The sequence below is a fragment of the Leuconostoc rapi genome, assembly GCF_016908715.1.
GTDB lineage: Bacteria > Bacillota > Bacilli > Lactobacillales > Lactobacillaceae > Leuconostoc > Leuconostoc rapi.
In genome coordinates this window covers 66,360-79,034 of record NZ_JAFBEK010000005.1, presented here as the reverse complement: position 1 = coordinate 79,034, position 12,675 = coordinate 66,360, and the positions used below count along the sequence as shown (strand labels likewise).

Genomic DNA, 12,675 nt, shown 5'->3' with positions numbered 1-12,675 from the left:
TCGCTACGATATAGTGAGTATGAGGATATAGATATGAATGATAGAAAAAAACGAGAGACGTTTTCAGTACGTTCAGTTGTGGCAACAGGTATTGGTGCAGCAGTATTTTTTGTATTAATGAAGTTCATTGCAATTCCAACTGGTATACCAAATACAACCATTAATGTGGCTGAAGGTTGGTTGGCCTTAATTGCCAGTTTGTTTGGACCAATCGTTGGTCTGTTAGTTGGCTTTATAGGGCATACGCTAAATGATGCCGTAACGTATGGTTCACCATGGTGGTCATGGGTGATTGCTGATGCTATTTTTGGCCTATTATTAGGCTTTGGTAAAAGATACCTTGCCCTTGAATACGGTGACTTATCGACTAAAAAGCTCGTTCAATTTAATATCTGGCAAGCAATTTCAAATATCCTTGTGTGGATTATCATTGCACCAATTGGTGATATTCTGATCTATAAAGAACCAGCACAAAAAGTGTTCCTTCAAGGTGCCGTCACAGCCTTAGTTAATACATTATCAGTTGCAATTATTGGCTCACTGCTATTGGTAGCGTATGTCAAGTCACGCCCTAAGAAGAGCAGTCTTCGAAGTGAATAAGCATTAAGCAAGCAACTGCTTGCGTACATAAAATTAAACCCAAGGAAGTATTATGACAGCCCCAATAATTGATTTCCAACACGTGACATTTAAATACCACGCGCAGGCTGAGCCAACGCTAAATGATATTAGTTTTCAAATTTATCCAGGTGAAAAGGTGTTAATCGCTGGCGCCTCAGGATCAGGCAAAACAACGCTGTTACGTTTGTTAAATGGTTTGATTCCACAAGCATATGCTGGCGATACGCAAGGTACACTGACGTTGCATGGCAAAAATATTCTTGACCAGACGTTGTTTGAGCTATCACTACAAGCAGGCACAGTGTTGCAGGACTCTGATGCACAGTTTGTTGGATTGACAGTAGCGGAAGATATTGCTTTTGCTTTAGAAAATGATCATCAACCCGTATCGCATATTAAAGCAGAAGTTGCAAAATGGGCAACGCGTTTTGGTCTGGGTGATCGTTTAAATCTCGCGCCACAAGTGTTATCAGGTGGGCAAAAACAGCGAACATCTATGGCTGGTGTGCTCGTTGATGATGGTAAGTTACTATTGTTTGATGAGCCCTTAGCAAGCTTGGACCCAGCGGCAGGTGTGGTGGCAATGGATATGATTGACAAACTACAGTCTGAGCGTGATTTAACGGTGGTCATCATTGAACATCGCATTGAGGAAGTACTTCGGGCTAATGTTGATCGTGTTATTGTGATGGCTGGTGGCAGAATTGTTGCTAATGGTACGCCAACTGAAATTATTAAAGCGGGCATTTTGCCTGAAAATGGTTTGGATGAACCATTGTACGTTCAACTATTGCGTCAAGCGCATATTGATGTGAGCCGTTTGTCGCATGTTGCAAATGTTAATCAAATTGATGTAGTAGAACAAAAGACGGCTATTGAATCGCTTAAAAAGCCAGTTAAAAGTAACACGCATCAAATAGTTAAATTAGTGGTTAAAGATCTTGATTTTGGTTATGATAAAAATAGTCCACTGTTTAAGAAGCTTAACACAGTCATCAACCAAGGCGAAATTCTTGGTATCGTTGGTAAAAATGGTTCTGGTAAAACAACCTTGTCACACTTATTAACAGGATTTTTAGTGCCGGATACTGGCGATATTATATTGGATGGTGAATCTGTACTTCAGCAATCGATCAAAGAAAGAGCCGACAATATTGGTTACGTTTTGCAAAACCCAAACCATATGATTACTAAAGCTACGGTATTTGATGAAGTTGCTAGTGGATTAATTTTGCGGCATGTGTCATCTGATGATATTGAAAAACGTGTCCGAGAAATTTTAAAACTAATTGATTTGGACGCCATGCGTCATTGGCCTATAGCTGCGCTAAGTTTTGGTCAAAAAAAGCGTCTAACAATTGCTGCTGTTTTGGTTCTAAAACCACAAATTTTGATTTTAGATGAACCAACTGCAGGACAAGATGCAACACATACAAATGAACTATTACAATTTTTAACTAAAATCAATCAGCAGGAAAAAACAACTGTTGTCATTATTACACATGATATGCATTTACTTGCAAATTTTGTCGAACGTGCCTTAGTTATCGTTGATGGTCAATTGCTTGCGGACACAACGCCTTCTGAATTATTGGCTAATGAGGCATTAGTTAAATTAGCAAGCTTACGTACAACAAGTGTTTATCAGTTAGCAAACCGATTGGATATCACGCATCCAGAGGAACTGAATGCAGCTATTGTCCATAACTAATTTTTATTTTTAATATTTTGAAGGGAATACGCGATATGTGTGGGCAATGCTGCATTTAAATGATATGAGATGTGCACAAAATTAGCGTCATAACTATGAACAACTTATTTGGATATAAACAACGAGATACTTGGATTAATCACACAACGGGTACGGCTAAATTAATAGGTTTTTTGGCATTATCAACGATGGGAATGATTTCCTACGATACACGCTTTTTGCTTGGCTTAGTTGTTTTGGCAATTGTACTCATGCAGATGGCACAAATTAAATATCGCGAATATGCACTAATGGCTAAATTAGTGATTATTTTTGCAATCATCAACTTAGTCATGGTAGCTGTTCTTGCACCACAATATGGTGTTCAACTATATGGTACGCGCCATGTCTTGTTTGGTACAGGTTACTGGACGATGACACAAGAACAAATTTTTTATGAATTTAATTTATTATTGAAATATTTATTTTCGCTTCCCTTGGCAATTATTTTGCTTTTTACAACCAACCCAAGTGAATTTGCTGCTGGTTTAAATAAGATTGGCGTGCCTTACAAAATTGCGTATTCATTTGCTATTACGCTACGTTACATTCCTGATGTGCAAAGTGATTATCGAACAATTAGCTTGGCACAACAAGCCAGAGGTTATGAAATATCCAAAAAAGCGCCCTTGCTGGCGCGTTCAAAGGGTGCTGTGCAAATTATATTACCACTCGTATTTGCCAGCTTAAATCGTATTGAAACAATCAGTCAAGCGATGGAACTTAGACGTTTTGGCCGTGAAAAGAAACGTTCTTGGTACCAAGAACAAGCATTTGCAACACGTGACATTATGATGATTTTGGGTGCCGCCGCTGTTGTCATTATTGGTGCGATACTCTTCGTTCAAAATGGTGGTCGCTTGTATAATCCATTCAAGTAAAGGAGCATAGATGGTTGTGTTGTGGTGAAAACATTATCATAATAAGGTAAGCATATGGTTGAAACGGTAAGACAATGGCAAGAAAATGCCCAAAAATATCAACCGGCACTACAAAGGGATTTGTTACAATTTTTGGCTATCCCATCAGTGTTGGCACCAGAAACAGCGACGTTCCAAAGGCCATTTGGCATTGGCATTGAAACAGCGCTGCAATTTTTGGTTGATATAGCCAAGCGTGATGGATTTAAAGTGACACGCGTGGCTGACAACATGGTTGTTGTTGTTGATTATGGGCCTGAGGATGCAACGGAAACACTAGGCGTTTTGTCACATGTTGATGTTGTCCCTGGTAATGATAATGCTTGGCACGTCACGTTACCATTTAGCCCTAAAATTGTTGGCAAACGCCTTTATGGACGTGGCAGTCATGACATGAAAGCTGACCTCATTGCAAGCTATTATGCGTTAAAACAATTAAAAGATAGCGGTTTTTTACCTAAGCGTAAAATTCGTTTGATTTTTGGTAGTGATGAGGAATCCGATTGGCGTGATATGAAAACGTATTTAGCGCAGGTTGGGGAACCGACCCTTGGATTCTCCCCAGACGGCTCGTTTCCCGTAGTACCTGGCGAAAAGGGTGTTCAGACCATTGTGATCCAATTTGAAGGAGAAAACGTACACGAAGATCACTGGCAGTTGCTTAAATTTGATGCTGGGGAGCGAGATAATGTGGTCCCAGGTGTTGCCAAAGCATTGGTTCGGTTACCGAGTCATTATGATATTAACTTGTTTCTAGCGCGTTACGAACAGTATGTTACCAAAACACCATTAATCACCGGTATCGGTCAATATGATGACGGCAATATTTTACTAACGCTGTACGGTAAGTCAGTTCATGGTGCGTATCCCGAAGATGGGATTAATGCGGGAACCTATTTAGCACATTTTCTGAACGAATTTGCTTTTGAGGGTCAGGCACATGCCTATTTGACTTTTTTAGGAGATGATAATCATCAAAATGTTTTTGGCGAAAAATTAGGTCTTATTTTCCATGATGCAATCATGGGTGATCTAACAATGAATATTGGTGTGATGCACTATGAAAAAAGTCGTGCCGGTCAAATTCGTATCCAATTTCGGTTTCCTATCGGCATAACGGAGACAGCAATATTGACACAGGTGCAACGACATATGGGTGATTTGGACGCGAAAATTTTTAAAGAGTCGCAATTTGGTAATCAGCCACATATGGTTAACCTTAATGATCCAATTGTTAAAACATTACAAGATGTCTATGCGCAACATACGCATACGCAAAAAACCTATAAAATATCGAATGGCGGCTCATATGCGAGACTGTTAAAACGTGGCGTGGCATTTGGTGGACAATTTCCAGATGTTGAAGTGATGAGTCACCAGCCTGATGAATATGTGTTGTTAGATAATATCCCAAGGGCACAAGCGATATTTGCACAAGCGTTATATGAGTTAGCAAAGTAGTTCTTGACAAAACGAACAAGCGTTCGCATAATTTGAGTTGTAGATAATCTTGTTTTTCAACAGGGAGAAACATATGCAATTACCAATCTTTAGACAGGCATTAGAAAAAGTATTACCAGTACAAATTGTTGACGATGTTTTGATGAAGGCATACACCTTTCAAGACGCAAAAAATCAAGTAAGAAAAGCGCGCGCACAATATGGGACTGTGAAGCTCGAGCGTGAAGCGGATGCTATGTGGGAACAAATTATTGCAAATATTTTGGTTAGTATGCAAGGGTATCCAGACGCTGATATTTTAAAACAATTGGCAGATGCAGATTTTATAGAATCGCTTAACGAGATGTTAGAAGAGGTCACATTTGATGAACAACAATAAGTAGATGTTGTTCTTGTAACGTATTATTGAAGAACCAGATGGAAAATTCTACGAAACACTTGAAATGTTAGGTCGCTTTGTAGTATCATTAATAATTGTGAGTATACAAAAGTATGTTCACTCCTTGCAGCCAAGGCTGCCAGAGACCAAAAGGAGGAAATAACACATGGCTACATCATACGAAATGACTTATATCGTTCGTCCTGATTTAGAATCAGATGCAAAGAAGGCACTCGTAGAGCGCTTTGATGGCATCTTGACGAATAACGGGGCAACAATTACTAAGTCAGCTGACTGGGCAACACGTCGTTTTGCATATGAAATTGCTGGATACCGCGAAGGCGTATACCACATTATTAATTTCACTGCAGAAGACGACAATGCTATCAACGAATTTGATCGTTTGGCAAAGATTTCACAAGATATCTTACGTCACATGATCGTTAAGCGCGACGCAGAATAATTCTGAAATTCCACTGGTGAAGGAGCTTTTAATATGATTAATCGAGTAGTATTGATTGGGCGATTGACCCGTGATGTGGAATTACGCTATACGCAATCGGGTACAGCGGTCGGCACGTTTAGTTTGGCGGTTAACCGCCAGTTTACAAATCAAGCTGGTGAACGTGAGGCTGATTTTATTAACGCTGTGATTTGGCGTAAATCAGCTGAAAATTTTGCTAATTTTACTGGAAAAGGTGCACTAGTTGCTATTGAAGGTCGATTGCAAACACGTAATTACGAAAACAACCAAGGGCAACGAGTTTACGTTACCGAAGTTGTTGTTGATAATTTTTCACTGCTTGAGTCACGTTCTGAAAGTGATAAGCGACGCGCCCAAAATGGGACGTCTGATTCATCACATAATGGTGGCGGCTTCAGCGCGCCAAGTGACAATGCATTTAGTGGCGTTGATCCATTTGCTAGTGCGAGTCAAAATTCAAACACGCAATCAACTGCAACAAATGAAGCAGCTAATCCATTTGCGACTAGCGGCAAAACAGAAATTGATATATCAGATGATGATTTACCATTTTAAAAAAATAAATAAAACGTTATGAAAGGAGCTTTAATCATGCCAGAACAAAATTCACGTCCACAAAACTCAGAACGTCCACAACGCTCGCGTCGCCCCCAAGGCGGTCCACGTCGTCGTCGTAAGGTTGACTTTATTGCAGCTAACCATATTGAGTATATCGACTATAAGAATACAGAATTGCTAGAACGTTTCATCTCAGAACGCGGTAAGATTTTGCCACGTCGTGTGACTGGAACTTCAGCAAAGAACCAACGTAAAGTTACGACTGCTGTTAAACGCGCTCGTATCATGGCTTTGTTGCCATTCGTTACAGAAGATTAAGCATTTAATAATCTCCAAAAACTCAGGTTATCTACCTGAGTTTTTTTGTCTTATTGGACAAACTACAACTGTGGTAAAATATAATATGGAATGCATTTTGATGTATACATCAAAATACTACCATAGTGTATAAAAAACTGAGGTTACTTGTGAAAAAACTATTTAATTTTAAAACATTACCCATTTTTTTTCAGAACTCAAAATTAGGCACAGTCACATTGCTATTGATTTTGGTAAGCGGTATGAGTGTTATTTTTGCGTTACTGACAAATTGGGTTTTTGGTCTAATATGGGTGATTGTTGTTGTCGTTGGTCTGGTTTATTCAGCGCAAGCGTTGAAAGAAGTCAATGAAAATGCGCAAGAATATTTATCAGGTTTAGGTTACCGTATCTCTCGAAGTGAACAAGAAGCGTTGATTCGTATGCCAATCGGTATCGTTTTATTAAATGAGGTTGAAAAAATCGACTGGATCAATCCCTATATGCAGGCCTATTTAGATAAGCGAGATGTACTTGGATTAACATTGGCTGAATTTGATAAAGGCCTGGCTGCAGATGTTAAAAGTTATTCAGATGCTAAAGTCACAAACACGATTACTTGGCAAGGTAAACAATTTTCACTCTATGTGCAACAAAATTTACGTGTGATTTATATGATGGATATTAGTGAGTACGCGGCCATCGCTCAAGAATATGAGAATCACCAGTTATTTAGTGGCTTGATTTCTGTAGATAATTATGAGGAAGTTACGGAGGGGATGAGCGAGTCAGAGACATCGACATTACGTACCTATGTTACTGGCGCACTTGGTGATTGGGCCACTGCGCACCACATCTATTTGCGGCGCTTAAACACAATTCATTATGTCATGTTTGGGTATCAAACTGCTTTGCAAGAGGCTGAACGTGATAAATTTTCAATTCTAAAATCCATTCGTGAAGCTACAGCACAACAAAATTCACCGGTTACTTTGTCCATGGGTATATCCTATGGTGAAAAGGACATTATAGATCTTGCTAAAATAGCTCAAACAAACTTGGATTTGGCTTTGGGACGTGGTGGGGATCAAGTTGTTGTGAAATCAAATCAAGCGGCAGCTCGTTTTTATGGTGGTGCTACCAATCCGATGGAGAAACGAACCCGAGTTCGTGCTCGTATGATTTCACAAACTGTTGCCGAGTTGATGGAACAATCAGATAATATTATGATTGTTGGACACGCTACGCCAGACTTAGATGCTATTGGTGCAGGTCTTGGTATTTGGCGAATGGCCCAAACTAAAAATAAATCGGCCTTTGTTATTATTGATGAGAAAACGGTTTATAGTGATATTACGTTACTTCTGGAAGAAATTCGTAAAAATCCGCCAGACATTGTGGCACCTGGGTCAAACATTAACGATTCCATTGTTGACGAGGCAAGAGCGTTAAAACTTGTCCGAGAAAATACGTTATTGATTTTGGTTGATCATGCGAATGCAGCGATTACCAGTGCGCCGCATTTACTAGAAAAGCTGGCTAATCGTGTGGTTGTTATTGATCATCACCGTTTAGCAGAAAAAAGTTTAGCAGAAAAACCTTTACTCAGTTATGTTGAACCGTATGCCTCATCGACATCGGAACTTGTGGTAGAAATGTTGCAGTACCAAGATCAAAGTCATGCACCAATTACTAAATTAGAGGCGACTGCGATGCTTGGTGGTATACAAATTGATACTAAAAACTTCACTTTGCGTACGGGATCAAGAACTTTTGATGCTGCAAGTTATTTACGTGCAAACGGCGCGGATAGTAACCTAATTCAGTCCTTTATGAAGGAGAAGTTTACTGATTTTAAGGCGCGAACACACTTAATCAATCTTGCAATTGTTCATGCTGGTAGTGCAATTGCTACGGGTGAAAATAACACAACTTATTCTGGTTTAATTACCGCACAGGCTGCGGATGAATTACTACAGATAAGTGGGGTGGATGCCTCATATGTTATTACTAAGCGTCAGGATGGTCGAGTTGGTGTGTCGGCTCGCTCAACAGGGCAACATAATGTGCAACGTGTGATGGAATCTATGGGTGGCGGTGGACACTTGTCCAATGCGGCGACACAAATTTCAGATATGACGACAGAAGAAGTCACGGCACAGCTACAACATATTTTAGCTGAAAATATTGAAGAAACGTAAACTGTGATTACGCACGAATTAATAAGATAAATGGGAGAATGAAGACATGAAGGTTGTATTTTTAGAAGATGTTAAGGGTCGTGGTAAGAAGGGTGAAATTAAAGAGGTACCCGATGGTTATGCAAACAACTTTTTAATCAAAAATAAGAAAGCAGAACCTGCCACTGGTAAAAATTTAGGTGCCGTTAAGGGACGTCAAAAGGCAGAAGAAAAAGCGGCGGCAGAGGATTTGGCAGCTGCAGAATCTTTGAAGGCAAAAATTGAGGCTGAAAACTTCGTCGTTGAATTAACAGGTAAGTCTGGTGCTGATGGTCGTTTATTTGGTGCAGTTTCTACGAAACAAATTGTTGCAGCATTAGCCGAACAAAAACAACTTAAAATAGACAAGCGTAAGCTTAGTCTCAATCAACCAATTCATTCACTTGGATATACAGACGTGCCATTAAAGTTACATCGCGAAGTGACAGCAAACTTACGTGTACATGTCAGTGAGGGTTAAATATGGATAATCCGGGATCATACGAATACAGGCAAGTACCACAGGATGTGGATGCAGAGCGTGCGGTACTCGGTGCCATTTTTTTCGATGTTAAATCAGATAATGCGGTGGTTGCCGCCAGTGCGATTATAGAAGCGGATGATTTTTACAGGCAAGCACATCAAACCATTTTTAAAGCTATGCAGCAATTGATTGATGAACAGCGCCCGATTGATATGCTCACGTTGCAGGATAAACTCAACAGTATGCAACAACTAGATAATGTTGGTGGTATGGCTTATTTGGCAGAAATATCTGAGTCATCGGCTTCTTCTGCTAATTTAAAGCATTATGCAAACATTGTGCGTGAAAAAGCCATTTTACGACGTATGATTGACACATTAACACGGAGCATGTCATTAGCTTATGACGCATCAGAGCCCAGCGAAGAAATATTAGACGCACTTAATCGTAATTTGGACAGCTTGGCTGAAAATCGCGGGGACGAAGATTTTCAAAAGATAAAAGATGTCTTGCAAGAATTTCAATCTAACTTAGATAGTGCTGTTGAAAATGATAATGACGTGGTTGGTCTAGCGACAGGATATCCAGAATTTGATAAATTAACGCACGGATTCCGAGAAGATCAGATGGTTGTGCTTGGTGCGCGGCCAGCCGTGGGAAAAACAGCCTTTGTCCTAAATATTGCAAAAAATGTTGCAAAATCTGAACAAGTTCCTGTCGTTGTGTTTAGTTTGGAAATGGGTGCAGTTGATTTAGTGACGCGTCTAGTCGCTGCAGAGGGTGCAATTGATTCAAATCATTTGACAACTGGACAAATGACGCAAGAAGATTGGCAATCGCTCACGTTAGCTATGCAATCTTTAGCTAATATGCAGATTTATATGGACGACACACCGGGTATTAAAATTAACCAAATTAGTGCAAAATTGCGAAAACTTGAAAAAGATATTGTCAGTGATATGAAACCTGACCAGCGAATTAATAATCCACATCCAATAGGTATGGTAATTATTGATTATCTTGGGTTAATCGAATCTAATAATAAGGAAAGTCGCCAACAAGCGGTTTCCGAAATATCACGTTCAATTAAAAAGTTAGCAAAAGAGTTGCATACACCTATTTTAGCGCTGGCACAGCTGAGTCGTGGTGTTGAACAGCGAACAGACAAACGCCCAGTATTGTCTGATTTGCGTGAATCAGGCTCTATCGAACAGGATGCTGATATTGTCGCCTTCTTATATCGAGATGATTATTATCGTAATGATGGTGATGAGGATGATAGCGATCCACGTGATGAAGAAGAGTCAGTCCCAATCGAAATTATTTTGGAAAAAAATCGTGCAGGAGCGCGAGGAACTGCCAAGTTAATGTTTAACAAACCAACCTTTAAATTTAGTCCTATGGCACCTTTATTTAGAAACGATCCAAATGCAGGACCAAATGGTACTGCTGGTTGGTAACAAAAAATAACGATGGTATGATAACAACAAAAAAGTGACTATCAATTTGATAGTCACTTTTTTGTTGTGTTACCAGTAAGCCCTTTTAGTAGAATAATCGAGCAAAAAATGATTATTTTGTTGCAATAATTTCGATTTCAATTTTAGCCTGTCTGGGTAAGGCAGCTATTTGAACGGCTGTTCGTGCTGGTAATGCATCAATTGCGTTAGCACCAAAATAGGTTTCGTAAAGCTTGTTAACACTAGCGAAATCAGTGAGGTCTTCGAAGAATAATGTAGCCTTGACAACGTCTGCTCGTGAAAATTCAGCCGTGTGTAAAATGGCATCGATATTTTTAAATATTTGTTGTGTTTGTTCTATCGTTGTGTGACCAATAAACATGTCAGTTTCGGGGTCAATACCAATTTGACCAGAAATGTAGAGCGTATGGTCAGTTTGAATAGCTTGAGAATAAGGACCAAGTGCTTTTGGCGCTTGTGTTGTTGCAATGACTTTTTTTGACATGGATATGTCCTCCTGCCAAATATTTTATGATAAAGTCAAAAAATTAGCAATTAATAACAATCAAAATATGGATATAATTTTAATGGTTAAAAGCGATTGTTACTGGGAACTGAGGTAATAGGTTAATCGTGCTCTGATAAATCTGCAAATGGCGCACCAATCATCGAAGACACGTCAGCGGGTTTTATTTTATCTGAACGACCAAGTTCGCCGCCACTAACCAAAAAATAGTCAGCATGCTCGGCAATTGCATCAATAAAAATAGGGTAGTGTTTATTTTGCCAAATACCTATTGGATTATTGGCGCCGTGAACATAGCCAGTTGTTTTTTTTAAATCTTTTAAGGGCAACATGGTCACTTTTTTGTTACCGGATGCCGCTGCAAGTTTTTTCATTGATAAATGTTTTGTGATCGGCAAAACCGCAACGACTGGACCTGTTTTGTCGCCAAATGCCGCAAGCGTTTTATAGATATCATCATGTTTAATATTGAATGCATGAAGTATTGCCTGACGTTCTGCTTCAGTCTTATCTAAAATATCTAATGTCAATGATTCATATGTAATATCATGTTTATCCATGATTTGTTCTGGAAGTGTTTTTTTAATTTTTTTCTTTGCCATAATAAGTTTATTTTACCATAAAATTGGAACAACCAAAAAGTCGCGCGGTCAGACCAATTTGTGATATAATTTTAACATTATGTCAGAAGCCATTTATGTCACCGTGCAAGCGGATATTAAACAAAAAATTTACCAAGGTAAATTTCCTAACCTAAAATTACCTGATGAAAGATCACTTGCAGAGCAATATGATGTGTCGCGCTCTTCAATCAAACGCGCACTTAATGTGCTAGTACAGCAAGGTGTTATATTTAAAAAACGAGGAAGTGGGACGTTTGTTAACCCACTTTATTTGAAGAACAATGCTATTTTTCAACATGAAGGATCGAATTTAGGTGTCTCGGATTCGTTTCGTGTGGCGGGTGAAGCACCAAGTATTGAATTGCTTGATTTCCAAGTTATTCCAGCGACACCGGAACAACAACAAGCATTGTTTTTGAATGATGGTGATTTTGTATACGAGATCAAACGACTACGTCGTTTGGAAGGTGTGCCATTTATGATTGAACGGGGTTATGTGCCAATTGCAGTTGTACCAGGGCTGAATAAAGAAATTGTTTCAGGATCAGTATATGAATACATTGAAAAAACCAAACATCGTACGGTTACAAAATCATTCATGACCATTATGGCTGAACCCTCAACGCCCGAAGATCAAACACTGTTAGAGTTGAAGTCTAACGAGCCAGTAGGAATTATGGAAGGTATTTTTTTCATGGATGATGGCACACCTTTAGAATTTTCGACAATGCGTTTACATTATAAATACTTGAGATATAATGCGTTTGTCAGTCTAGATACTGAATAATAACAACTAGTTTTCATGTCATTGTATGGTGACGTGAGAACTATTTTTGACTGCATTAAAACACATAAAAAAAGACAGACGATTATCAAATCGAATTGGGTCGTAC

At 39.2% G+C, this 12,675-nt stretch carries 14 protein-coding genes; 12 read left to right on the top strand and 2 right to left on the bottom strand.

The features are described from left to right. Positions 1-33 precede the first annotated feature (33 nt). The 11 genes from JOD28_RS06235 (at position 34) to dnaB (ending at position 10,633) form a co-directional block, all read left to right on the top strand. Entirely contained in the window at positions 34-600 is a 567-nt protein-coding gene (locus JOD28_RS06235; protein ID WP_204769971.1) for an ECF-type riboflavin transporter substrate-binding protein, read from the top strand. A gap of 52 nt (positions 601-652) precedes the next feature. Further along, the gene (locus JOD28_RS06230) at positions 653-2,332 is read left to right on the top strand and encodes an ABC transporter ATP-binding protein (protein ID WP_204769970.1); all 1,680 of its coding nucleotides are present in this window, start codon (positions 653-655) and stop codon (positions 2,330-2,332) included. A gap of 95 nt (positions 2,333-2,427) precedes the next feature. Next, positions 2,428-3,252 (top strand): energy-coupling factor transporter transmembrane component T family protein, encoded by an 825-nt coding sequence (locus tag JOD28_RS06225; RefSeq protein WP_204769969.1) that lies wholly within the window; start codon positions 2,428-2,430, stop codon positions 3,250-3,252. Between the two features lie 54 nt (positions 3,253-3,306). After that, positions 3,307-4,752, top strand: a complete 1,446-nt coding sequence (gene pepV, locus JOD28_RS06220; RefSeq protein WP_204769968.1) for a dipeptidase PepV — start codon at positions 3,307-3,309, stop codon at positions 4,750-4,752. Between the two features lie 73 nt (positions 4,753-4,825). Next, on the top strand, positions 4,826-5,131 hold the full coding sequence (locus tag JOD28_RS06215; RefSeq protein ID WP_204769967.1) for a hypothetical protein: 306 nt from the start codon (positions 4,826-4,828) through the stop codon (positions 5,129-5,131). 166 nt (positions 5,132-5,297) lie between these two features. Then, positions 5,298-5,594 carry a 30S ribosomal protein S6 gene (gene rpsF / locus JOD28_RS06210; RefSeq protein WP_013103025.1) on the top strand — a complete coding sequence of 99 codons (297 nt, stop codon included), beginning with the start codon at positions 5,298-5,300 and terminating at the stop codon, positions 5,592-5,594. Between the two features lie 33 nt (positions 5,595-5,627). Continuing rightward, positions 5,628-6,170 carry a single-stranded DNA-binding protein gene (ssb, locus tag JOD28_RS06205; RefSeq protein ID WP_204769966.1) on the top strand — a complete coding sequence of 181 codons (543 nt, stop codon included), beginning with the start codon at positions 5,628-5,630 and terminating at the stop codon, positions 6,168-6,170. 36 nt (positions 6,171-6,206) lie between these two features. Beyond that, on the top strand, positions 6,207-6,491 hold the full coding sequence (rpsR, locus tag JOD28_RS06200) for a 30S ribosomal protein S18 (RefSeq protein WP_013103027.1): 285 nt from the start codon (positions 6,207-6,209) through the stop codon (positions 6,489-6,491). A gap of 149 nt (positions 6,492-6,640) precedes the next feature. Then, on the top strand, positions 6,641-8,671 hold the full coding sequence (locus JOD28_RS06195) for a DHH family phosphoesterase (RefSeq protein ID WP_204769965.1): 2,031 nt from the start codon (positions 6,641-6,643) through the stop codon (positions 8,669-8,671). A 46-nt stretch (positions 8,672-8,717) separates the two neighbouring features. Continuing rightward, positions 8,718-9,170, top strand: coding sequence for a 50S ribosomal protein L9 (rplI, locus tag JOD28_RS06190; RefSeq protein WP_204769964.1), 453 nt, complete (start codon positions 8,718-8,720; stop codon positions 9,168-9,170). A 2-nt stretch (positions 9,171-9,172) separates the two neighbouring features. Next, on the top strand, positions 9,173-10,633 hold the full coding sequence (gene dnaB, locus JOD28_RS06185; protein ID WP_204769963.1) for a replicative DNA helicase: 1,461 nt from the start codon (positions 9,173-9,175) through the stop codon (positions 10,631-10,633). A 112-nt stretch (positions 10,634-10,745) separates the two neighbouring features. Here the strand turns inward: dnaB and JOD28_RS06180 are convergent, their stop codons facing one another. Next, on the bottom strand, positions 10,746-11,138 hold the full coding sequence (locus JOD28_RS06180; RefSeq protein WP_204769962.1) for a Rid family detoxifying hydrolase: 393 nt from the start codon (positions 11,136-11,138) through the stop codon (positions 10,746-10,748). A 122-nt stretch (positions 11,139-11,260) separates the two neighbouring features. Then, on the bottom strand, positions 11,261-11,761 hold the full coding sequence (locus tag JOD28_RS06175) for an aminoacyl-tRNA deacylase (RefSeq protein WP_204769961.1): 501 nt from the start codon (positions 11,759-11,761) through the stop codon (positions 11,261-11,263). Between the two features lie 79 nt (positions 11,762-11,840). Here JOD28_RS06175 and JOD28_RS06170 point away from each other — a divergent pair, with 79 nt between their 5' ends. Beyond that, positions 11,841-12,569 (top strand): GntR family transcriptional regulator, encoded by a 729-nt coding sequence (locus tag JOD28_RS06170; RefSeq protein ID WP_204769960.1) that lies wholly within the window; start codon positions 11,841-11,843, stop codon positions 12,567-12,569. The last annotated feature ends 106 nt before the right edge of the window (positions 12,570-12,675 follow it).

Bases quoted from the DNA above. Each gene is read 5' to 3' on its own strand.
- JOD28_RS06235 (WP_204769971.1), top strand. From the start codon at position 34: ATGAATGATAGAAAAAAACGAGAGACGTTTTCAGTACGTTCAGTTGTG.
- JOD28_RS06230 (WP_204769970.1), top strand. From the start codon at position 653: ATGACAGCCCCAATAATTGATTTCCAACACGTGACATTTAAATACCAC.
- JOD28_RS06225 (WP_204769969.1), top strand. From the start codon at position 2,428: ATGAACAACTTATTTGGATATAAACAACGAGATACTTGGATTAATCAC.
- pepV (WP_204769968.1), top strand. From the start codon at position 3,307: ATGGTTGAAACGGTAAGACAATGGCAAGAAAATGCCCAAAAATATCAA.
- JOD28_RS06215 (WP_204769967.1), top strand. From the start codon at position 4,826: ATGCAATTACCAATCTTTAGACAGGCATTAGAAAAAGTATTACCAGTA.
- rpsF (WP_013103025.1), top strand. From the start codon at position 5,298: ATGGCTACATCATACGAAATGACTTATATCGTTCGTCCTGATTTAGAA.
- ssb (WP_204769966.1), top strand. From the start codon at position 5,628: ATGATTAATCGAGTAGTATTGATTGGGCGATTGACCCGTGATGTGGAA.
- rpsR (WP_013103027.1), top strand. From the start codon at position 6,207: ATGCCAGAACAAAATTCACGTCCACAAAACTCAGAACGTCCACAACGC.
- rplI (WP_204769964.1), top strand. From the start codon at position 8,718: ATGAAGGTTGTATTTTTAGAAGATGTTAAGGGTCGTGGTAAGAAGGGT.
- dnaB (WP_204769963.1), top strand. From the start codon at position 9,173: ATGGATAATCCGGGATCATACGAATACAGGCAAGTACCACAGGATGTG.
- JOD28_RS06180 (WP_204769962.1), bottom strand. From the start codon at position 11,138: ATGTCAAAAAAAGTCATTGCAACAACACAAGCGCCAAAAGCACTTGGT.
- JOD28_RS06175 (WP_204769961.1), bottom strand. From the start codon at position 11,761: ATGGCAAAGAAAAAAATTAAAAAAACACTTCCAGAACAAATCATGGAT.
- JOD28_RS06170 (WP_204769960.1), top strand. From the start codon at position 11,841: ATGTCAGAAGCCATTTATGTCACCGTGCAAGCGGATATTAAACAAAAA.